Consider the following 20969-nt stretch of genomic DNA (forward strand, 5'->3'; position numbering starts at 1 on the left):
CGTCATGCGAGCGAGCGCGGCCAGCATTCGACCGTAATCGCTGCGCCGGCCGGCTGCGCATCGCCAATCCGCAGCGCGAAACCGTGCACGCGCATCACGGCCGACACGATGCTCAACCCGAGCCCCGACCCGTTCACGTGACGCGTGCGCTCGCCGCGATAGAAGCGTTCGAGCACGGCGTCGCGCTCGCCTGGCGGGATGCCCGGCCCGGTGTCCTCGAACCGGACGAGCGGGCCGCCCGGTGTCGTGTGAAGCACGACGCGCACGCGACCGCCGGGCGGCGTGAACTTGATGGCGTTGTCCGCGAGATTGCTGAACGCCTCGAACAGCAATGCGCGGTCGCCATGAATACCGTCGACCGGCAAGGCTTCGAGTTCGAACGACACGTCGACGGCTTCGGCCAGCGGCTCGTATAGGTCGCACACGTCGCGCAGCAATGCCGCGACGTCGACCGCGGCAAAGCCGCCGCGCCGGCTCAGCGTGCCGATCTCGGAGATGCGCAGCATCGCGCGAAAGCGTTCGAGCAGCCGGTCGGTCTCGTCGCGCGCGGAAGCCAGCAGTGCCGCCGACGCAGGATCGTCCGCGCAGAACGGCTGGTCGGCGAGCCGGGCCAGCATCGTATGGACCCGCGCGAGCGGCGTGCGCAGGTCGTGCGCGATGCCGTCGCAGGTATGACGCACCTCGCCCATCAGCCGCTCGACTTCGTCGAGCATGTGGTTCACGAGATGCGCGAGCAGATCGAGTTCGTCGTAGCGGCCGACCGGCAGCCGCTTGCCGAGATCGCCCTCGGCGATCTGCCGCGTGACGCGCCGGATCGCGGCGACGCGGCGCATCTGCCGCATGCCGAGCATGCTGCCGCCTGCAATGCCCGCGATCAGGATCATCACGCCGCCGATCACGAGCCCGCGGATCGCGACATCGCGGATCTGGATGAAATGCGACAGGTCGCGCGCGACGACCAGCGTCATCCCGTTGTCGCGGCGCACGGCCATCGCGCGCGTGATCGGCGCGGGCTGGCCGTCGAGCGGCGCGAGCGTGCGGTTCAGCGTGCGTCCGTCGCGATCCGTGCGCAGCGCGGGCGGTGTCGCGATGTCGCCGGCCACACGGCGACCGGCCGCATCGAACAGCCCGTAGAAACTCGTATGCATGTGCTCGTGCTCGAGCCGCCGGTGAATCGCGAGCGGCAGCTCGGCATCGGGGATCGAATCGAAATAGATCAGCTGCCACGCGAGCACCTCGTCGGTGTCGCGCGTCATCGTGTGCGTCGCGGCGACGTTGATCACGCCCGCGAGCAGCAGCAGCGACACCGAGAAGATCGCCGCATACGCGCACAGCCAGCGAAACGTCGTCGTATGCCAGCGGCGCGTGAAATTCGCCGCGCGAGCCGCGTCCATGCCCGCCTCCGTCACGCGAGCATGTAGCCCGAGCCGCGCACCGTCTGGATCATCGGTTGCGCACCGGGCGGATCGATCTTCTTGCGCAGCCGGCCCATGTGGACGTCGATCAGGTTGGTACCCGGATCGAAGTGATAGCCCCATACGGTTTCGAACAGCATCGTGCGCGTGATCGTCTGGCCCGCGTTGCGCATCATGAATTCGAGCACGCGGAATTCCGTCGGCAGCAGCGGAATCTCGTCGCCGCCGCGGCGCGCGCAGCGCGAAATGAGGTCGAGCTCGAGTGCGCCGACTTTCAGCAGCGTCTGCTGCGGCACGCCCGATGTCTGGCGGCGGCGCAGCAGCACCTCGATGCGCGCGCTCAGCTCGCCGGAATCGAACGGCTTCGTCAGGTAGTCGTCGCCGCCCGCGCGCAGCCCGCGGATGCGCTCGTCGACGTCGCCGAGCGCGCTCAGCATCAGCACCGGCGTATCGATGCCGACCGTGCGCATCGCGGTCAGGATCGCGAGGCCGTCCGCGCCCGGCAGCATCCGGTCGAGCGTGATCGCATCGTACGAAGCGCTCATCGCGCGCATCATCCCTTCGCGGCCGTTGTCGATCCAGTCGACCTCGAACCCGCGCGCGGTCAGTTCGCCGACGATTTCGTTCGCGGTCACCGCATCGTCCTCGACCGTCAGTACTCGCATGCTTGTCCTCGCAATGAACGTCACGACGGGCGCACACGATGCGCCCGCGACTATCGTAGGCGACGCGGTCGCCCTTCGGCGTTACATGAAAAATGCTTCATCGGATGACACGGCAGGCATGCGTGAAACTTGTTTCATCCGTGCGTCGCCCGCGCGGCGGCACGCGCCGCCTACGCTGACGTCATGCGGCATCGGGCCGCCAAACCAGGAGTTACCGGATGAAACTGTCGACCACCGTCGCCTGCATGCTGCTCGCATGCGCCAGCACCGCCGCGTTTGCGGGACCGCACCTCACCCCGCAGGAATGCCACGCGTACCCGTTCGTTCACACCGGCCATGACATCACGCATGCGGATCTCGTGCGCGAGCTGACCGAACTCGAACAGGTCGGCTACGATCCGGCGCACGCGAGCCCCTACTACCCCGACGATCTCGATGGCGCGAAGCATCGCCTCGCCGCCGAATACCGCGCGGACTGCACGCATGCGCTGACGGCCGACGCGGGCGGGCCGTACTGACCGCATGGCCGGGCTCAACGCGGCCGGAAAAAACGAAAAGGCGGCACTCGCGTGCCGCCTTTTTTCATGAACGCGCATGGATATCGACCGCTGCGCCGCGACACCGCTCAGCGCGACATCATGTTCATGCTGACGTTGTGCATCACCCACAACGTGCCGACGATCAGGATCGCCGCGGTCAGCACCGTGTAGCTGAACGCCATGACGTTCCAGCGCTGGCCCGACGAGCCGTTCATGTGCAGGAAGTACACGAGGTGCACGACGATCTGCACGAAGGCGAGCACGGCGAGCGCGATCAGCGACGCATGCGGCGACAGCACGCCGCCCATCACGAGGCCGAACGACGCGGCCGTGAGCAGCACCGACAGGATGAAACCGGCGACATAGCCGCCGACGCTGCCGTGCCCTTCTTCGAGTTGAGACGAATGCGAATGGGCCATTTAGATCACGCTCGCGAGATAGACAAAGGAAAACACGCAGATCCACACGATGTCGAGGAAGTGCCAGAACAGGCTCAGGCACGTCAGGCGCCGCAGGTCACGATCGGTCAGGTCGCCGCCGCGGAACACGATCTGCCCGGCGAGCACGATCATCCACAGCAGGCCGGCCGTCACGTGCAGCCCGTGCGTGCCGACCAGCGTGAAGAACGCCGACAGGAACGCGCTGCGCTGCGGGCCCGCGCCTTCCGCGATCAGGTGCGAGAACTCGCGCAGTTCCATCGCGAGAAACGCCGCGCCGAGCACGAACGTCACCGCGAGCCACGCGAGCAGCGCGCCGCGCCGCTGCTTGTACGCCGCGAGCATCGCGAAACCGTACGTGATGCTCGACAGCAGCAGCGCGGCGGTTTCCACCGCGACGCCCGGAATGTCGAACAGCTCCTTCGCGGTCTGGCCGCCCGCATACTGGTGGCCGAGCACGGCGAACGTCGCGAACAGTGCCGCGAAGATCACGCAGTCGGTCATCAGGTACAGCCAGAAACCGAACACCGAATGCGACGGCGGATGGTCGTCGTGCTCGAGCAGGGTTGCGCTCAAGGTTTTCTGCAACATCAGTTGGCCTCCAGTTCCACGTCGTCGACGCGCGCGGCCACGCGCTGCGTCGGCTGCTTGTCTTCGATCTTCCGCACCGTCGACGCGGGGATGTAATAGCCGTCGTTATCGCGCGAGCTGTAGATCACGAGCGTCGCGATGATCCCGACGAGCCCGCCGATCGCCATCCACCAGATGTGCCATACCAGCGCGAAGCCGAGCACCAGGCTGAAGATCGCGATCACGAGGCCCGCGCAGGTATTCGACGGCATGTGGATATCGCGGATCGTCGCCGGGTTCGGCCGGCCTTCGCCGCGCGCCTTCATGTCGGCGTACGCGTCGAGCGTGCGCACCTGCGGAATCACCGCAAAGTTGTAGTCGGCCGGCGGCGACGACGTCGCCCACTCCAGCGTGCGGCCGCCCCACGGATCGCCCGTCGTGTCGCGGTACTCGGGCAGGTGGCGGTTGCGGATGCTGACCACCAGCTGCAGCAGCTGGCATGCAATGCCGACCGCGATCAGCACGGCGCCGAACGCGGCGACCAGCAGCCACGGATGCCATGCCGGGTTGTCGTAGTGGTTCAGGCGGCGCGTCATGCCCATGAAGCCGAGCACGTAGAGCGGCACGAACGCGACATAGAAACCGATCTGCCAGAACCAGAACGCGGCCTTGCCGAGCTTCTCGTTCAGCTTGAAGCCGAACGCCTTCGGGAACCAGTAGTTGAAGCCCGCGAGATAGCCGAACAGCACGCCACCGATGATCACGTTGTGGAAGTGCGCGATCAGGAACAGGCTGTTGTGCAGCACGAAGTCGGCGCCGGGAATCGCCATCATCACGCCGGTCATGCCGCCGAGCGTGAACGTGACCATGAAGCCGATCGTCCACAGCACGGGCGTCGTGAATTCGATCCGGCCGCGATACATCGTGAACAGCCAGTTGAACACCTTCACGCCGGTCGGAATCGCGATGATCATCGTCATGATCCCGAAGAACGCGTTCACGTTCGCACCCGAGCCCATCGTGAAGAAGTGATGCAGCCACACGAGGAACGACAGCACCATGATCGCGCAGGTCGCGTACACCATCGTCTTGTAGCCGAACAGCGGCTTCTTCGCGAACGTCGCGATGACTTCCGAGAAGATCCCGAACGCCGGCAGGATCAGGATGTACACCTCCGGATGGCCCCACGCCCAGATCAGGTTCAGGTACAGCATCGCGTTGCCGCCGGCATCGTTCGTGAAGAAGTGCATGCCGAGGTAACGGTCGAGGCCGAGCAGCGCGAGCGTCGCAGTCAGGATCGGGAACGACGCCATGATCAGCACGTTCGTGCACAGCGCGGTCCACGTGAACACCGGCATCTTCATCAGCGTCATGCCCGGCGCGCGCATCTTGATGATCGTCACGAAGAAGTTCACGCCGGTCAGCAGCGTGCCGACGCCCGAGATCTGCAGCGCCCACAGATAGTAGTCGACCCCTACCCCCGGACTGAACTGCAGCTCCGACAGCGGCGGGTATGCGAGCCAGCCCGTCTGCGCGAATTCGCCGATCACGAGCGACACGTTGATCAGGATCGCGCTGACGGCCGTCATCCAGAACGAGAGCGAGTTGATGAACGGGAACGCGACGTCGCGCGCGCCGATCTGCAGCGGCACGATCAGGTTCATCAGGCCGACCATGAACACCATCGCCATGAAGAAGATCATGATCACGCCGTGCGCCGTGAAGACCTGGTCATAGTGATGCGGCGGCAGGTAGCCGGGCCCGTTGTACGCGAGCGCGAGCTGCATGCGCATCATGATCGCGTCGGCGAAGCCGCGCAGCAGCATGATCAGCGCGACGATGATGTACATCACGCCGAGTCTCTTGTGGTCGACCGTGGTCAGCCATTCCGTCCACAGCCATTTCCACCGGCCGGTGATCGTCAGCGCGGCGAGAATGCCCAGCACGACCAGCCCCATGAAGGCGCCTGCCCCCATGATGATGGGCTGATCGAACGGGATCGCCGAGAGTGTGAGTTTGCCGAACATGCGTTACCCCTTCGTGCCGCAGGCGGCGTCCTTCAGGTCGAGGACGTGGCCATCGTTGTATTTCGCGATGATGTTGTGGAAGAGCCGCGGATCGACCGACGAGAAGTAGCGCACCGGCGCCTTCTCGCTCGGCTGCGCGACGTTGCCGTACACGGTCGCGTCGAGCCGGTCCGGCGACGCCTTCACCTTCTGCACCCATGCATCGAACTGTTCGCGCGGCTCGGCGAGCGTGCGGAATTTCATGTCGGAGAAGCCGCGGCCGCTGAAGTTGGCGGACGTGCCCGCGTAGTTGCCGGGTTCGTCGGCGATCAGGTGCAGGCGCGTCTGCATGCCGGCCATCGCGTAGACCTGGCCGCCGAGCTGCGGGATGAAGAACGAGTTCATCACCGAATCCGACGTGATGTGGAAGTTCACCGGCGTGCCCACCGGAATCGCGAGCTGGTTCACCGACGCGATGCCGAGTTCCGGATAGATGAACAGCCACTTCCAGTCGAGTGCGACCACCTCGACGTCGATCGGCTTCACCGACGACTCGAGCGGCTTGTACGGGTCGAGCTCGTGCGTGGTCTTCCACGTGAGCACGCCGAGGAACAGGATGATCAGCGTCGGCACCGTCCAGATCACGACCTCGATCGCGGTCGAGTGCGACCAGTTCGGCGCGTAGGTGGCGTTGCGGTTCGATGCGCGGTAACGCCACGCAAACCACAGCGTCAGCAGGATCACCGGCACGACGACGATCAGCATCGCCCAGGTGGACGTCGCGATCAGCGCCTTTTCGGCGGCACCCACGCTACCTTTCGGATTTAGTACATCTAAATTACAGCCTGACAGGCTCAAAGCCGCGCCGATTGACATCAGCGCCGACCAGCCTCTTGAAGCTCTTCTTTTCATCACACAGCCCGAGGGTCATTGAATCCGTTTGCGTATGCCCGATGCGCATTCGATCCACGAAAGTGGCCGAATCATACGTCGCGCGAGTGCGATGAAAAACCGGTGGATGCGGCAAATCATCATTGCAAAATCTGCCGTGAGTCACATTGTCGCGGGGCAATTTCACGCAGCCGGAAGCGGGCCCGGCACACGCCGTGCCGGACCTCGATCGATGCGTGCGCAACGGGCCGCATCGCCGTGCGATGCAGCCCGCTTGCGCGGACCGGCGTGCCGCGATCAGTCGTGCGTCGACGCCATGTACGACGGCACCGGCCCGGCACCATCCCCTGCCGGCACCTTCGAATGGCTCGCTTCCTCGATCAGCTTGCCGACGGTCGGATCGATCGCGTCGGTGAACGGTTTCGGATCGATGCCGATTGCCAGCACGATCAGCGCAAGCGACGCGAACATCACGATCTCGCGACGATTCAAGTCGGCGAGCTTTGCGATCCGCTGGCTCGCGACCTTGCCGAACACGACGCGCTTGAGCATCCACAGCGTGTACGACGCGCTGAGGATCAGCGTGAGCGCCGCGATCGCGCCGATCCAGAAGTTGAAGCGGATCGCGCCCATGATGACCATGAACTCGCCGACGAAGCCCGACGTGCCCGGCAGGCCGACGTTGGCCATCGCGAACAGCACCGTGAAGGTCGCGAAGCGCGGCATCACGCCCGCCACACCGCCGTATGCGGCGATCTCGCGCTGCTTCGTGCGATCCGCGAGCACGTTTACGCACAGCAGCATCGCGCCCGCGACGAAGCCGTACGACACGAGCTGCACGATCGCGCCTTCGACGCCGATCCGGTTGAACAGGAACAGCCCGAGCGTGACGATCCCCATGTGCGCGACCGTCGAGTACGCGAGCAGCTTGCCGAGATCGGTCTGCGCGAGCGCGATCAGGCTCGCATAGACGATCGCGAACAGCGACAGCGCGATCACCGCCGGCGCGAAGAAGTGGCTTGCATCGGGCGTGACCGGCAGCGCGAAGCGCAGGAACCCGTAGCCGCCGAGCTTGAGCATCGCGAGCATCAGCGCGGCACCGGTCGGGCCGTCGGTGTAGACGTCGCTCAACCACGTATGGACCGGCCACATCGGCACCTTGACCGCGAACGCGGCGAAGAACCCGAGGAACACCAGCAGCTGCGGCGCGAAACCGAGCTGCAGCGTGCGCCACACGGCCATGTCGAACGTATGCGACTGCGCGTACAGGTACAGCATTGCCATCAGCAGCAACAGCGAGCCGGCGAACGAGATGAAAAAGAACTTCACGGCCGCATAAACGCGACGCTCGCGCCCCCACGTGCCGATCAGCAGATACAGCGGGATCAGCGTCGCCTCGAAGAAGATGAAGAACAGCAGCCCGTCCTGCGCGACGAACACGCCGACCATCAGCCCCGACAGGATCAGGAACGACGCGTAGTACTGCGCGACGCGCACCGTGACCGACTCCCACGACGCGATCACCACCACGAGCGTCGTGAAGGCGGTCAGCACGACGAGCCACAGCGACGCACCGTCGATGCCGACCCGCCATCCGGAATTGAACGCCGCCAGCCAGTCGCGGCTTTCGACGAACTGCATCGCCGCCGAATGCGTGTCGAAGCCCGCAACCAGCGGAACGACGGCCGCGAGCCCCACGATCGCGCCCGCGAGCGCGATCAGCCGCGTCCGGCGCGGGTGATGGTCGGAACCGGCACGCAGCAGGCACGCGCCGAACAGGATCGGAGCCCAGATGGCCAGGCTCAGGAAGGGGAAATCATGCATGTCAACAAGGCCTTGAGGAGGTCGCGCACTGCATCTGTGACAGGCGAGACGAAAGGAACGAAATCAAATCGACAGGTAGATTTCGTGAATCGCCAGTGTTGGCAAAATGTAAAGCGACATCACGGAAAAACTTGATGCCGCTCAAACGCGATCGGGTTAACCAGCATAAGGCGATTGATTATTTTCTGCAGCGCAGCAGAGCCTCAATTTTCCACACCGACGCACAACACTGATTTTATTGAGTAATTTTTTGTATTGCGCGTCATGGCAAATCGCGAAAAACGACGCAATGCCGCATTTTTGGCGTCAACGCGTCATTCCGAAGGGCCGGAACAGGATTATCTGGATCGCGCAGGGCGTTGATCCTGCACCTCAGTTTTCCTTACAACAATACTTACATGTGTATTTCACATCGCCGATGCGATACAGGCCGGGTGAATGCCCCCTACCCGCCCGGCGTCGTAGCGGGCATCGCATCCTTCACGCTCCCGGCCGTCAGCGCTGATGACTCAGCCGGTCCCAGACGCGCATCGTCACCGCACGATAGTGATCGTGTTGGGCGGGGAAATGAACGAAGCGGCTGTCGCGCGTTGCATAAACCGGCGATGACGCGAGCGTCGTCGCATCGACGATATGGCGCGCATCGATCATGCCGGACTCGAGCAGCTCCACATAGATCGCCTGCTGGTCGCCGCCGCTCGCGTAGACCGACGAACGATCGTCGAAACGCTCGATGCGTGCGCAGATGCGCTCGACCAGTTCGCGCATCGGCGCCACGTTGCGCACGCCGATCATGCACGAGTTGATCGCCCAGGCCGTGTGATCGGTGCCGATCACGAAGTCGCGGCCGTCGATCGTACTGTCGACGGTCTGGCTCTGGTCGATTGCCAGGATGTCCGCATCGACCCAGAACACGAACGCATGATGCGGCAGATGTTCGCGAATCAGATGCAGCTTCGCCCAGTTCGCACCGATGCCGTCCGGCAGGAATGCAGGCGCCTCGCGATACGTGTGATACGCATAGCCATGCCGTGTGCAGTAGCGCACGAAGTTCTCTTCGTGCAGGTCGCCGTAGCCGGCAATATGCGGCGTATGCAGGCTCACGAACGCAATACGCGCCTGCGGATTCACATGCCGCTCCGGTTCGCGTGTTCGCTGCTGCGCGGCGCGCCACTCATCCATGGCGTGCGGATGGTCGCCGCGCTGGTACCGTCCGGCATCGTCGACGAGCGCTGCCACGTAACGGAAGTCGTAATCGGCCGCCGGCGCCCAGGCCCCGTTCACCTCGCGCCACTCGGGCGCCTGGTGCGCGACGAGCGGCCGCGCACCGGCAATCGAATCGATCGAGATACCGTCGCTCCAGACCGTCTGGGCCGACGCGAAATGACCGTTCGCAAGCGGCGCATCGAACGGCAGCGGCGGAAAGAACGCCGCAAGCAGCGTCGCCTCGCACGCATGCTGCCGCTCCGGAAGGTGCATCGCCCACTTGCCCAGTTCGACCGCCAGCCTCCGCAAGCGCTCGCGCACGTCGGGCACGTTGCGGAAGATCATTCCGCTTGCGGCGGGCAGTGCCGATTTCGTCGCCTGCGTCGTGACGATGGCATCGTATCCGTGCGCGACATCCGCCAGCACGTGCGGATCGAACACGACGGAGAACGGATCGAGCACGAGCAGCAATGCCCCCTGCTCCATCGCGACGAGCTGCGCGATGATCGCGTGGTACTTGTACAGGATCTGCTGGCGCTCGCCGTACACGTGCATGCCGTCGACGATCGCATGCCGATAGCCGTGCAGCTGTGCGTAACGCGCGTGGTTGTCGACGAGTCCGTCGACAGGCCGATGGGAGAGGAAGGTCAGAACGGCATGCGGGCTTGCCAAGAGCATCACCTTGAGTTGCGCCAGACGATACGCGATATGTAGCGCATGACAGGTGCTCAAGTCGAGCATTCATTGCCCGAGGGGGCACGACGAAGGCCGCACGAGGATGCGATCCGGCAGCATCGAACCTGTCGCGCGCGACACGGCGCGAAATGGGCCCGCAAAAGAAAAAGCCCCGCAAGTCCGAGAACTTGCGGGGCTTTGTCACCGCTTTTGGCGGAGACGGAGGGATTCGAACCCTCGATCCAGGTTTTGGCCCAGATGCTCCCTTAGCAGGGGAGTGCCTTCGACCTCTCGGCCACGTCTCCCAAACCTTCGCTCGCACCAGGGAGGCAGTGCGACGAGAACAAGATCATATAGGGTTTGGAGCCGTTGGTCAATTTCCTTGATGCATTTTCTTCAATGCATCACGAAAAATTCACGATGCCTGGTCGAGTTCGAATGCCTTGTGCAGCGCGCGGACGGCCAGCTCCATGTATTTCTCGTCGATCAGCACCGAAATCTTGATTTCGGACGTCGAGATCATCTGGATGTTGATGCCCTCTTCCGACAGCGTGCGGAACATCTTGCTCGCGACGCCCACGTGCGAACGCATGCCGACGCCGACGACCGACACCTTCGACACCTTCGGGTCGCCCTGCACGCGCTCGGCGCTCACATGGCCCTGCACCTGGTTCGTGAGGATGTCCATCGCACGCTGGTAGTCGCCGCGGCCGACCGTGAACGTGAAGTCGGTTTTGCCTTCGACGCTCTGGTTCTGGATGATCATGTCGACGTCGACGTTCGCGTCGGCGACCGGACCGAGGATCTGATATGCGATGCCCGGCTTGTCGGGCACGCCCATCACCGCAATGCGTGCTTCGTCGCGCTGGAACGCGATGCCGGAAATGACTGCCTTTTCCATGGTCTCGTCTTCTTCAAAAGTAATCAGGGTGCCCGAGCGCATTTCTTCGTCGAGCGGAATCAGCGGATCGGTCAGGCTCGACAGCACACGCGTCTTCACCTGGTATTTGCCGGCGAATTCGACCGAGCGGATCTGCAGGACCTTCGAGCCGAGGCTGGCCATTTCCAGCATCTCTTCGAACGTCACGCGATCGAGGCGGCGGGCCTCTTCGACGACGCGCGGATCGGTCGTGTAGACGCCGTCGACGTCCGTGTAGATCAGGCACTCTTCGGCATCCAGCGCAGCCGCGACCGCCACCGCCGACGTATCGGAGCCGCCACGGCCCAGCGTCGTGATGTGGCCATCCGGATCGACGCCCTGGAAGCCCGTGATGATCACGACCTTGCCGGCGTCCAGATCGGCCTTCACGCGCTCGTCGTCGATCGAGTGAATGCGCGCCTTCGTGAACGCACTGTCGGTCTTGATCGGCACTTGCCAGCCGGCATAGCTCACGGCCTCGACGCCGATTTCCTGCAACGCGATCGACAGCAGGCCGACGCTGACCTGCTCGCCGGTCGACGCGATCATGTCGAGCTCACGCGGGCTCGGCTGGCTCGAAATCTCTTTCGCGAGACCGAGCAGACGGTTGGTTTCGCCGGACATCGCCGAAGGCACGACCACCATCTGGTGCCCGGCCTGATGCCATTTTGCGACGCGTTTCGCGACGTTCTTGATGCGCTCGACCGAGCCCATCGAAGTGCCGCCGTATTTGTGTACGATGAGTGCCATTGTCGTTCTGAACTGAAGGAGAAACCGCACGGGCGCGCTGGGCAGGCCGGGTAGCCGTTCGGTCACGCGGCTTGTGGCTGTGGACGGACGACGAGGGGGACGGCTGGGACGCAACACGCAAGCGTGACGGATTTTGCCCGGAAGGCCGATCAGGCCGCGCAAACCGGGTACGTCACGCGGAAAACCTGCACAAAACGCTCAAAAATCGAGCCGAGCAAACGACCGAGCGTACCCGATAGAAGCCCGCTTGACAAGCCGCTCGCCGTGTTGGCAGCCGTTCCGGCGCTGTTTACCAAATGGTGAAAATGGGCGCGCCATCGCGCCGCCGGAAGCCAGTCCGCCGCTATGCGATCAGCAGGTCGGGACGCCATTCGATCCGGCGCCATCCGGTGTCGCCCGGCGCGTCACTGTCCAGCGGGCCGACATCGCAATTGATGCCGAGCCGCGGCACGTAGATCAGCCGGTCGCCCGCGAACAAGAGCGGCACGTCGCGCTGCCAGGCCGGCACGCCGCGCTCCTGGAACAGATTCTTCAGCGTCCGGCCCGGCCCGCCCGGCGACGTACGCATCCGTTCGCCGCCGGCACGGGCGCGCGCCGCGAGCCGCGCCCCGCGCAGCAACGCCTCCGGCACCGCATCGGCGCCGTGCGCGTCGGCTGGCGCGAACACGAACGTGCCGCGCCAGCCCGGCAGGTGCCAGACTTCCTGTCCGCCCCACGCGAGCACCGCTTCCGGGTGCGGCGCGCCCGTGCCGTCGTCGGCCGGTTCGCTGCTGTCGCCCGCTTCCCAGTAGACGACATCGCGATAGAGCCGCAGGCACTGCCCCGCATGATCGACGCGCAGCGCGTGTGCGTCATGCGCGGCACGCAGCTGTCGCATCATGTTGGCGAGCCGGGCGGCCGACGCGCCCGGCAAGCCCAGCCGGCGCATCCAGAAACGCAGCAGGTTCGCACCGCGCGTGTCGTCGAACGCGACCAGCGCGTCGCGCGACAGCGCATGCCCGTCATCGCGCGCGGCGGCGGCGAAATCCAGTTCGGCCAGATCGTCGAGCAGCCGCTGCGCGGCGGCCGCATGCTGGGCCGCGCGGCCGAGCGCGTCGCGAAAACCCGGGAAATGCACGGCCAGCGCGGGCAGCACGTCGATCCGCAGCGCATTGCGCGCATAACGCGTATCGCCGTTCGATTCGTCGTCGATCCACACGAGCGCGTGCTGCTCCGCATAGCGCTCAAGTTGTGCGCGCAACAATCGCAGCAACGGACGGACGCGCTCGACGCTCACGCCGTCGGGGCGATAGCGCGGCGCCATCGCGGCGAGCCCGGCGATGCCCGCCCCGCGCAGCAATTGAAGCAGCACGGTCTCGGCCTGGTCGTCCGCGTGCTGCGCGAGCCACAGCGTGTTCGCGCCATGGCGTTCGCACATCGCGTCGAGCGCCGCATAACGACGCTCGCGCGCGGTTGCCTCGATACCGAGACCGCTGTCGCGCGGCACGTCGACGCGCCTCGATTCGAATGCGACACCGAGCCGCGCCGCTTCCGCTTCGGCATGCGCGAGCCACGCGTCGGCGTTCGCGCTCAGGCCGTGATGCACGTGCAGCGCGACGCAACGCGCAGCGCCCGCGACACGCACGGCCGCATCGAGCAGCACCGTCGAATCGAGGCCGCCGCTGTAGGCAATCGCAATGCACGCATCCGGCGGCAGGCCGGAAAGCGCAACGCCGACCGCGTCGAGGACGACGCGGTCGGCGGAGAATTCGGTCGGCGGGATCACGAGAGGCACGCGCGCGCAGCGGCGCGCGTATTGAATACGCAGCCGGTCATGCGCCGGGCGTGGTTTCCTTGAACTTGCCGTAGGCCATCAAGCGCTCGAAGCGGCGCTCACGCACGGCATCGATGCTCATGCCCTGGAACTGGCGCAGCGAATCGGCGAGCGCACGACGCAGCAGCGCGGCCATGCCCTTCGGATCGCGATGCGCGCCGCCGAGCGGCTCGTTGATGATCTTGTCGATCAGGCCGAGCGCCTTCAGGCGGTGCGCGGTCAGGCCCAGCGCTTCCGCGGCTTCCGGCGCCTTCGCCGCGCTCTTCCACAGGATCGACGCGCAGCCTTCCGGCGAGATCACCGAATAGGTCGAGAACTGCAGCATCATCACGGTGTCGGCCACGGCGATCGCCAGCGCGCCGCCCGAACCGCCCTCGCCGATCACGGTCGTGATGATCGGCGTCTTCAGCTCGGCCATCACGTACAGGTTGCGGCCGATCGCTTCCGACTGGCCGCGCTCTTCCGCGCCGATGCCCGGGTACGCGCCCGGCGTGTCGACGAACGTGAAGATCGGCAGCCCGAACTTCTCGGCGAGACGCATCAGGCGCTCGGCCTTGCGATAGCCTTCCGGACGCGGCATCCCGAAGTTGCGCGCGGCGCGCTCCTTCGTGTCGCGGCCCTTCTGGTGACCGATCACCATGCACGGATGACCGCCGAAGCGCGCGAGGCCGCCGACGATCGACAGGTCGTCCGCGAACGCGCGGTCGCCGTGCAGCTCGTGAAAATCGGTAAACAGTTCCGCGACGTAATCGAGCGTGTACGGACGCTGCGGGTGCCGCGCGATCTGCGAAACCTGCCACGGCGACAGGTTCGCGTAGAGGTCTTTCGTCAGTTGCTGGCTTTTCTTCGACAGCCGCTCGATTTCTTCCGAAATATCGACAGCCGAGTCGTCCTGCACGAATCGCAGCTCTTCGATCTTGGCCTCGAGTTCGGCGATCGGCTGTTCGAAATCCAGAAACGTGGTCTTCATGTGTTCGAATCCTTGGGTCTTGCGGCAGCGCGTATTCTACCCGCGCGAGCGACGCTCAAAACCAGCTCTCAACTATTGATGTTTAAAACCCGATAGCCGACGCTCAGGCACCGGTGTCAGGCGCGTCGAGGCTGCGCCACATGTACCAGGTCGCGACGGTGCGCCACGGCTCCCAGTTGGCTGCGACTTCCCGCGCCTCGCTGCGCGTGACGGGTTCCCCGCTGAAATAATTGACGCTGATCGCGCGGATCAGGCCCGGATCGTCGAGCGGCAGCACGTCCGGCCGCGACAGGTTGAAGATCAGGAACATCTCGGCCGTCCAGCGGCTGATGCCGCGGATCTGCGTGAGTTCCGCGATCACGTCCTCGTCGTCCATCGACGTCCATTTGTCGACGTGCAGCGCCCCCGATACGAAATGCTGCGCAAGATCGAGGATGTATTCCGTCTTGCGTTTCGACAGCCCGCACGCGATCAGCTTGTCCGCGCCGAGCCGGATCACCGGCTGCGGTGCGAGCTTCGGACAGGCGTCCTCGATGCGCGCCCACAGCGACTGGGCGGACGTCACCGAAATCTGCTGGCCGACGACCGAGCGTGCCAGCGTGACGAACGGGTCGCCGCGCTTCACGAGATGCGCGGGACCGAACTTCGGAATCAGTTTCTTCAGGATGCGGTCGCGCTTGACGAGGTCGGCGCATGCCTTGTCCCAGTATGCAGGACGCACGACGACCTCCTCGCCGTCCGCTTCGGACGCACGTGTCTTGCGGGCCGCGTCGGCGGCCGGCAACGCAGCCGCCGGCTGCGCATGACCGTTCAGCGCGCCGTTCGGCACGGCGCGCGTCGCGTCCGCCTTCGCCGCCGGCACGCGCTTGGCTGCCGGACGCGCGGCGACCGGGGTCGCGCGCCTGACCGGCGCTTTTCTGGCCGTTGCCATCTTGCCTCCTACCTGACGGATCGGTCAGTGGAACGCACCGCGCTCATACGCGACGCCATTCGGTCGATCCGCCCGGTTTGTCTTCAAGTGCGATGCCGGCTTCGAGCAGTTCCGCCCGGATCCGGTCCGCTTCGGCATAGTCCTTCGCTTGCTTCGCCGCGACGCGCGCGGCGATCTTCGCTTCGATCTCGTCGGCAGCGAGCCCGCCCGCCTGCGCGGCGCCGGACGCCTGCTGCAGGAACGCGCGCGGTTCGCGGCCCAGCAGGCCGAGCAGGCCCGCCAGCTGTTTCAGCTGCCGTGCGAGCGACGCGTCGCGCGTGCGATTCACCTCGCCCGCGAGTTCGAACAGCGTCGCCACTGCCACCGGCGTGTTGAAGTCGTCGTTCATCGCGGCCGCGAAACGCTGCGCGTGCGGCTCGTTCCAGTCGAGCGCGAGCGTATCGGCTTCGACATCCTTCAGCGCCGTGTACAGACGCGTGAGCGAGGCACGTGCATCGTCGAGATGCACGTCGCTGTAATTGAGCGGCGACCGGTAGTGCGTGCGCACGATGAAGAAACGCATGACTTCCGCGTCGTAGCGCTCCAGCACTTCGCGGATCGTGAAGAAGTTGCCGAGCGATTTCGACATCTTCTCGTTGTCGACCTGCACGAAGCCGTTGTGCATCCAGTAATTGACGAACGTCTCGCCGGTCGCGCCTTCGCTCTGCGCGATCTCGTTCTCGTGGTGCGGGAATTGCAGATCCTGCCCGCCGCCGTGGATGTCGAAATGATTGCCGAGCAGCGAGCAGCCCATCGCCGAGCACTCGATGTGCCAGCCCGGGCGACCCGTCCCGTACTTCGACGCCCACGACGCGCCCTCAGGATCTTCCGGCTTCGCACGCTTCCACAGCACGAAATCGAGCGGATCTTCCTTCGCGTCGTTCGCGGCGACGCGCTCGCCCGCGCGGAGATCGTCGAGCGACTTGCCCGACAGCTTCCCGTAGTTCATGAACTTGCGCACCGAGTAATTGACGTCGCCGTCGGTCGCCTGGTACGCGTAGCCGTTCGTCTCGAGCGTTTCGATCATGCCGAGCATCTGCGGGATGAACTGTGTCGCGCGCGGCTCGATGTCGGGCCGCTGGATGCCGAGCGCACTTTCATCCTCGTGCATCGCGCCGATGAACCGGTCGGTCAGCGACCGGATCGTCTCGCCGTTCTCGACCGCGCGGCGGATGATCTTGTCGTCGATGTCGGTGATGTTGCGCACATACGTGACCCGGTAGCCGATCGCACGCAACCAGCGCTGGACGAGGTCGAACACGACCAGCATGCGCGCGTGGCCCACGTGACAATAGTCGTAGACGGTGATCCCGCATACGTACATCCGCACTTCGCCGGACTGGCGCGGCACGAAAACTTGCTTGTCACGCGCGAGCGTGTTGTAGATGCGCAGTGATTCCATAGAGATGAACCGTGAGCCGAAGGAAACCGCCCTGGCGAAGCTCGCCCAGCATGCGACACGGACGGACCATCTGCTGCGGCGCCAGGCCGAGCGTCCTCGTATCACATGGGGCGGTCAGGCTGCAAGCACAGCGGTGACGGCCACAGAGGCTAAGAAAGACTGTCTGACGCTCGCCGGAACGCGCAGACGTTTTGTTAGAATGGCTCGGAGTATAACATTCCGATTTAGGCCTATGAAACCTCATCGCGGCCGCGCGCAGAGCGCTGCGACCCTCGTTGCGACCACCGTCATGGGCGTCGCGCTGACGCTTTTCGCGGCCCCCGCGGCGCATGCGCAGAAGGCCCCGCCCGTGGCCGACGGCACCCCCGAGGTCGATGCGTCGATCGCCGGCAAGCAGTGGAAACAGGCACTTGCGCAGCTCGACGCGCGCATCGCGTCGAACCCGCACGACGTGCAGGCGCAGTTCAAGCGCGGCACCGTGCTGGCCCGCCTGAACCGCGACGACGACGCGATCCAGCAGTTCGTCGCGATCACGCAGGCCTACCCCGAGCTGCCCGAGCCGTACAACAACCTTGCGGCGCTTTACGCGAAGCACGGCCGCTACGACGAAGCGCGCGCCGCGCTCGTCACCGCGACGCAATCGAACCCGGGCTACTCGCTCGCGTACGAGAACCTCGGCGATCTTTACCTCCGGCTCGCGGCCGAATCGTACAAGCGCGCGCAATCGCTCGGCCGCACGAGCGGCGCGACCGCGCAGCGTCTCGCCGATCTCCAGAAGATCGTGTCGCCGGCAAAGGCCGCGCCGGGCGCCCGCGCGGTGACGCCGGCCACGCGCGCCTACACCGACCGCGCAGCCGCGAACGTGGGCACCACCACGCTGCCGATGTCGCCGACGTTCCAGTTCAACGGTCCGTCGGGCGCACTGGCTGCGCCATACGTCGCGCCGTCGCAATAAGCGGCGCGGCCTTTCTTCCCTCCCAACCTGAGGATCGCAATGAAACGTCTGTTGCTGGCGCTTGGCGGCGCCGCCCTTCTCGCGACCGCGCCCGCATTCGCGCAATCGGCTACCGCGCACCCCGTCGTGCAGCTGAAGACCTCGCAGGGCGACATCCGCGTCGAGCTCTACCCGGAGAAGGCGCCGAAGTCGGTCGCCAACTTCCTCGATTACGTGAAGGCCGGCCAGTACAACGGCACGATCTTCCATCGCGTGATCAAGGGCTTCATGATCCAGGGCGGCGGCTACAAGACCAACTTCGAGGAGAAGCCGACCCGCGCGCCGATCCCGCTGGAGAGCCGCAATGGTCTGAAGAACCTGACGGGCACGATCGCGATGGCACGCACGAGCGATCCGAATTCGGCCACCGCGCAGTTCTTCATCAACACGGTCGACAACGGCGGCCTCGACTACCCGAACCCGGACGGCAACGGCTATGCGGTGTTCGGCAAGGTCGTGTCGGGCCTCGACGTCGTGAAGAAGATCGAAGGCGTGGCGACGACCTCGCGCGGCCCGATGCAGGACGTGCCGGCGCAACCGATCGTGATCGAATCGGCCAGCATCGTCTCGAAGTAAGAACCTGCCGGCACGTCCGGCGCCACACGCGGCCGCGTCGCACGACCGGCCGCGTGCCATTTAAACCGCCTCACCGAAGGAATTCATCATGGTTGAACTGCATACGAACCACGGCGTGATCAAGCTCGAGCTCGACGCCGCGAAGGCACCGAAGACGGTCGAGAACTTCCTGAACTACGTGAAGAAGGGCCACTACGACGGCACCGTGTTCCACCGCGTGATCAACGGCTTCATGATCCAGGGCGGCGGCTTCGAGCCGGGCCTGAAGCAAAAGCCGACCGACGCGCCGATCGACAACGAGGCGAACAACGGCCTGAAGAATGACAACTACACGGTTGCGATGGCGCGCACGAACGATCCGCACTCGGCCACCGCCCAGTTCTTCATCAACGTGAACGACAACGACTTCCTGAACCACTCGTCGCCGACGCCGCAGGGCTGGGGCTACGCTGTGTTCGGCAAGGTCGTCGAAGGTCAGGACGTGGTCGACAAGATCAAGGGCGTCAAGACGGGCAACGCCGGCTTCCACCAGGACGTGCCGGCCGACGACGTCGTGATCGAAAAGGCCGTCGTGGTCTGACGCACGGTTACGGAGACACTTCGATGTTGCAGGAGAGTCCGCCGCGAAGCGTCTCCGCGGGCGTGCCCGGCGAGCGCGAGTACGCGCAAGCCGCACGCCCGTTCCTGTTTCTCTCCGATCTGCATCTGAGCGAAGCGATTCCGAAGACGGTCGCCGCGTTCGAGCATTTCGTGAAATACACCGCCGACAGCGCCGACTCGGTGTTCATTCTCGGCGACCTGTTCGAATACTGGATCGGCGACGACATCCTCGACGACGATCCGTTCGCCGCACGCATGGCCGCGTTGATGCACACGTTCTCCGAGCGCGGGATCGCGCTCTACGTGATGCACGGCAATCGCGATTTCCTGCTCGGCCGGCGCTTCATGAAGGCAGCCGGCGCGATGCTGCTGCACGACCCGTCGCTGATCATGGCGTTCGGCCAGCGCATCGTGCTCGCGCACGGCGACGCGCAATGCACGGCCGACCGCGGCTACCAGGTGTTCCGCCGCTTCGCGCGCAACCGGGTCGCGCAATGGCTGTTCCTCGCGTGGCCATTCCGCATGCGCCGCGCGCTCGCGCAGCGCATGCGCTCGAACAGCGAAGCAGGCCGGATGCGCCCTGCTTCGGCCATCTACGATGTCACGCGTGAAGGTGTGGCCGCACTGTTCCGGAAGAGCCGGGCGAGCGTGATCATTCACGGTCATACGCACCGCCCCGCTTGCCACACGGAACCCGGCGGCATTCGCTGGGTGCTGCCCGACTGGGATCTCGATCACGGCACGCCGCGCGGCGGCTACCTGCGCGTCGACGCGGAAGGCATCCACCCGATGCCGCTCGACTGACGCCGCCGCGGCTGCCGCCGTACTTCGCACGACCGGCAGCCATCGGCGCCCGTCGCGTTACACCTGACGTTCGACCGTCTTTCCTTCCAGCACCGCCGACAGCCTGCGCAGGTCGAGACGCGCCGCATCGGCGCCCTGCAGCGTTTCCAGATGCGTGCCGAGCCGCTCGAGCGCGGCGACGATTTCGTCGACACGGCGGCTTTCCTTCGCCGCGTGATCGATCAGCCCGTGGATCGCGAGCGACATCGGATCGTCGGCGTTCGGCGTGATCCCGTACGCGCAGAATGCCGCGCGCTCGGGCTGCGGCTTCGGCTGCGCCGGCATCACGACGCGCGCCGGATTGCCGACCGCCGTGCCGCCTGCCGGCACCGGCTTCACGACCACCGCGTTCGAGCCGATCTTCGCCCCCGCCCCGACCGTGAAACCGCCAAGCACCTTCGCGCCCGCGCCGACGATCACGCCGGCTTCGAGCGTCGGGTGGCGCTTCGCGCCGCGCGTGAGCGACGTGCCACCCAGCGTCACGCCCTGATAGATCGTGCAGTCGTCACCGATGATCGCCGTCTCGCCGATCACGACACCCATGCCGTGATCGATGAACACGCGCCGGCCGATCGTCGCGCCGGGATGGATCTCGATACCCGTCATGAACCGGCCGGCCTGCGACGCGAACCGCGCGAGCCAGTAACGCTTCGCGCGCCAGCATGCGTGCGCGAAACGGTGCAGCACGAGCGCATGCAGCCCCGGATAACAGGTCAGCACTTCCCACGCACTGCGAGCGGCGGGATCCCGCTCGCGAATCGTTGCAACGTCTTCGCGCAGTCTCGTGAACATGATGTGGTCTGGGAAAAAGCCGGCGCGCATCGCCGGCAATGACCGGCCGTTATCGCGCCGGGTAATTTGCTTATGACGTCCGGCGATTGTAGGGCCAGTCGCGCACGGCCGC

Annotated in this window: 19 protein-coding genes, 1 tRNA gene and 1 pseudogene; 6 read left to right on the forward strand and 15 right to left on the reverse strand. The window is 65.3% G+C overall.

Annotation, left to right across the window (positions count from 1 at the left end):
• Positions 1-2: 2 nt before the first annotated feature.
• Together BLA15945_RS23855 and BLA15945_RS23860 are read right to left on the reverse strand one after the other, a co-directional pair.
• A complete protein-coding gene (locus BLA15945_RS23855) occupies positions 3-1394 on the reverse strand; it encodes a sensor histidine kinase (protein ID WP_174993505.1) in 1392 nt (463 codons plus the stop codon).
• Positions 1395-1405: 11 nt separating this feature from the next.
• Entirely contained in the window at positions 1406-2080 is a 675-nt protein-coding gene (locus BLA15945_RS23860; protein ID WP_059233808.1) for a response regulator transcription factor, read from the reverse strand.
• A 218-nt stretch (positions 2081-2298) separates the two neighbouring features.
• Here BLA15945_RS23860 and BLA15945_RS23865 point away from each other — a divergent pair, with 218 nt between their 5' ends.
• A complete protein-coding gene (locus tag BLA15945_RS23865; protein ID WP_059233807.1) occupies positions 2299-2598 on the forward strand; it encodes a DUF4148 domain-containing protein in 300 nt (99 codons plus the stop codon).
• A 107-nt stretch (positions 2599-2705) separates the two neighbouring features.
• Here the strand turns inward: BLA15945_RS23865 and cyoD are convergent, their stop codons facing one another.
• The 8 genes from cyoD to BLA15945_RS23905 form a co-directional block, all read right to left on the reverse strand.
• Complete coding sequence (gene cyoD / locus BLA15945_RS23870; protein ID WP_011352504.1) at positions 2706-3038, reverse strand: cytochrome o ubiquinol oxidase subunit IV; 333 nt, start codon at positions 3036-3038, stop codon at positions 2706-2708.
• The gene (gene cyoC / locus BLA15945_RS23875; RefSeq protein WP_034188894.1) at positions 3039-3647 is read right to left on the reverse strand and encodes a cytochrome o ubiquinol oxidase subunit III; all 609 of its coding nucleotides are present in this window, start codon (positions 3645-3647) and stop codon (positions 3039-3041) included.
• On the reverse strand, positions 3647-5653 hold the full coding sequence (gene cyoB, locus BLA15945_RS23880; RefSeq protein ID WP_059233806.1) for a cytochrome o ubiquinol oxidase subunit I: 2007 nt from the start codon (positions 5651-5653) through the stop codon (positions 3647-3649). Before cyoB ends, cyoC begins: the two co-directional genes overlap by 1 nt.
• Positions 5654-5656: 3 nt before the next feature.
• Complete coding sequence (gene cyoA, locus BLA15945_RS23885; protein ID WP_059233805.1) at positions 5657-6544, reverse strand: ubiquinol oxidase subunit II; 888 nt, start codon at positions 6542-6544, stop codon at positions 5657-5659.
• A gap of 276 nt (positions 6545-6820) precedes the next feature.
• Positions 6821-8347 (reverse strand): complex I subunit 4 family protein, encoded by a 1527-nt coding sequence (locus BLA15945_RS23890; protein ID WP_059233803.1) that lies wholly within the window; start codon positions 8345-8347, stop codon positions 6821-6823.
• 495 nt (positions 8348-8842) lie between these two features.
• Positions 8843-10231: a hypothetical protein gene (locus BLA15945_RS23895; protein ID WP_174993544.1), complete on the reverse strand. Its 1389-nt coding sequence runs from the start codon at positions 10229-10231 to the stop codon at positions 8843-8845.
• 208 nt (positions 10232-10439) lie between these two features.
• Positions 10440-10533, reverse strand: a tRNA-Ser gene (locus tag BLA15945_RS23900).
• Positions 10534-10643: 110 nt separating this feature from the next.
• Positions 10644-11897, reverse strand: a complete 1254-nt coding sequence (locus tag BLA15945_RS23905) for an aspartate kinase (protein WP_059233802.1) — start codon at positions 11895-11897, stop codon at positions 10644-10646.
• Between BLA15945_RS23905 and BLA15945_RS38045 the strand changes: the two are divergent.
• A pseudogene (locus tag BLA15945_RS38045) lies at positions 11880-12117 on the forward strand (hypothetical protein); the annotation flags it as partial. The gene BLA15945_RS23905 and the pseudogene BLA15945_RS38045 sit on opposite strands and share 18 nt — an antisense overlap.
• A 123-nt stretch (positions 12118-12240) precedes the next feature.
• Here BLA15945_RS38045 and tilS read toward each other — a convergent pair.
• From tilS to cysS, 4 genes are all read right to left on the reverse strand, one after another.
• Complete coding sequence (gene tilS / locus BLA15945_RS23910; RefSeq protein WP_174993545.1) at positions 12241-13662, reverse strand: tRNA lysidine(34) synthetase TilS; 1422 nt, start codon at positions 13660-13662, stop codon at positions 12241-12243.
• A 46-nt stretch (positions 13663-13708) separates the two neighbouring features.
• Positions 13709-14680: an acetyl-CoA carboxylase carboxyltransferase subunit alpha gene (locus tag BLA15945_RS23915; RefSeq protein ID WP_048248707.1), complete on the reverse strand. Its 972-nt coding sequence runs from the start codon at positions 14678-14680 to the stop codon at positions 13709-13711.
• Positions 14681-14783: 103 nt separating this feature from the next.
• The gene (locus tag BLA15945_RS23920) at positions 14784-15611 is read right to left on the reverse strand and encodes a DNA-3-methyladenine glycosylase family protein (RefSeq protein WP_174993506.1); all 828 of its coding nucleotides are present in this window, start codon (positions 15609-15611) and stop codon (positions 14784-14786) included.
• A 43-nt stretch (positions 15612-15654) separates the two neighbouring features.
• Positions 15655-17052 (reverse strand): cysteine--tRNA ligase, encoded by a 1398-nt coding sequence (gene cysS, locus BLA15945_RS23925; protein WP_174993507.1) that lies wholly within the window; start codon positions 17050-17052, stop codon positions 15655-15657.
• Positions 17053-17284: 232 nt separating this feature from the next.
• Between cysS and BLA15945_RS23930 the strand changes: the two genes are divergently transcribed.
• The 4 genes from BLA15945_RS23930 to BLA15945_RS23945 all read left to right on the forward strand — a co-directional run bounded on the left by BLA15945_RS23930 (position 17285) and on the right by BLA15945_RS23945 (position 20026).
• Positions 17285-18007, forward strand: coding sequence for a tetratricopeptide repeat protein (locus tag BLA15945_RS23930; RefSeq protein WP_059233798.1), 723 nt, complete (start codon positions 17285-17287; stop codon positions 18005-18007).
• A gap of 39 nt (positions 18008-18046) precedes the next feature.
• A complete protein-coding gene (locus BLA15945_RS23935) occupies positions 18047-18622 on the forward strand; it encodes a peptidylprolyl isomerase (protein ID WP_059233797.1) in 576 nt (191 codons plus the stop codon).
• A gap of 88 nt (positions 18623-18710) precedes the next feature.
• Positions 18711-19202, forward strand: coding sequence for a peptidylprolyl isomerase (locus BLA15945_RS23940; RefSeq protein ID WP_011352518.1), 492 nt, complete (start codon positions 18711-18713; stop codon positions 19200-19202).
• A 23-nt stretch (positions 19203-19225) separates the two neighbouring features.
• Complete coding sequence (locus tag BLA15945_RS23945) at positions 19226-20026, forward strand: UDP-2,3-diacylglucosamine diphosphatase (protein WP_174993508.1); 801 nt, start codon at positions 19226-19228, stop codon at positions 20024-20026.
• 57 nt (positions 20027-20083) lie between these two features.
• Here BLA15945_RS23945 and cysE read toward each other — a convergent pair whose 3' ends face one another.
• Entirely contained in the window at positions 20084-20887 is an 804-nt protein-coding gene (gene cysE, locus BLA15945_RS23950) for a serine O-acetyltransferase (RefSeq protein ID WP_059233795.1), read from the reverse strand.
• Positions 20888-20969: the final 82 nt, after the last annotated feature.

It is taken from the genome of Burkholderia arboris (assembly GCF_902499125.1).
Lineage (GTDB): Bacteria > Pseudomonadota > Gammaproteobacteria > Burkholderiales > Burkholderiaceae > Burkholderia > Burkholderia arboris.

Coding starts and splice junctions, on each gene's coding strand:
- BLA15945_RS23930 (WP_059233798.1), top strand. CDS start 17,285: ATGAAACCTCATCGCGGCCGCGCGCAGAGCGCTGCGACCCTCGTTGCG.
- BLA15945_RS23890 (WP_059233803.1), bottom strand. CDS start 8,347: ATGCATGATTTCCCCTTCCTGAGCCTGGCCATCTGGGCTCCGATCCTG.
- BLA15945_RS23860 (WP_059233808.1), bottom strand. CDS start 2,080: ATGCGAGTACTGACGGTCGAGGACGATGCGGTGACCGCGAACGAAATC.
- cysS (WP_174993507.1), bottom strand. CDS start 17,052: ATGGAATCACTGCGCATCTACAACACGCTCGCGCGTGACAAGCAAGTT.
- BLA15945_RS23855 (WP_174993505.1), bottom strand. CDS start 1,394: ATGGACGCGGCTCGCGCGGCGAATTTCACGCGCCGCTGGCATACGACG.
- BLA15945_RS23905 (WP_059233802.1), bottom strand. CDS start 11,897: ATGGCACTCATCGTACACAAATACGGCGGCACTTCGATGGGCTCGGTC.
- BLA15945_RS23920 (WP_174993506.1), bottom strand. CDS start 15,611: ATGGCAACGGCCAGAAAAGCGCCGGTCAGGCGCGCGACCCCGGTCGCC.
- cyoC (WP_034188894.1), bottom strand. CDS start 3,647: ATGTTGCAGAAAACCTTGAGCGCAACCCTGCTCGAGCACGACGACCAT.
- BLA15945_RS23940 (WP_011352518.1), top strand. CDS start 18,711: ATGGTTGAACTGCATACGAACCACGGCGTGATCAAGCTCGAGCTCGAC.
- BLA15945_RS23865 (WP_059233807.1), top strand. CDS start 2,299: ATGAAACTGTCGACCACCGTCGCCTGCATGCTGCTCGCATGCGCCAGC.
- cyoA (WP_059233805.1), bottom strand. CDS start 6,544: ATGAAAAGAAGAGCTTCAAGAGGCTGGTCGGCGCTGATGTCAATCGGC.
- BLA15945_RS23895 (WP_174993544.1), bottom strand. CDS start 10,231: ATGCTCTTGGCAAGCCCGCATGCCGTTCTGACCTTCCTCTCCCATCGG.
- cysE (WP_059233795.1), bottom strand. CDS start 20,887: ATGCGCGCCGGCTTTTTCCCAGACCACATCATGTTCACGAGACTGCGC.
- cyoD (WP_011352504.1), bottom strand. CDS start 3,038: ATGGCCCATTCGCATTCGTCTCAACTCGAAGAAGGGCACGGCAGCGTC.
- BLA15945_RS23945 (WP_174993508.1), top strand. CDS start 19,226: ATGTTGCAGGAGAGTCCGCCGCGAAGCGTCTCCGCGGGCGTGCCCGGC.
- BLA15945_RS23935 (WP_059233797.1), top strand. CDS start 18,047: ATGAAACGTCTGTTGCTGGCGCTTGGCGGCGCCGCCCTTCTCGCGACC.
- cyoB (WP_059233806.1), bottom strand. CDS start 5,653: ATGTTCGGCAAACTCACACTCTCGGCGATCCCGTTCGATCAGCCCATC.
- BLA15945_RS23915 (WP_048248707.1), bottom strand. CDS start 14,680: ATGAAGACCACGTTTCTGGATTTCGAACAGCCGATCGCCGAACTCGAG.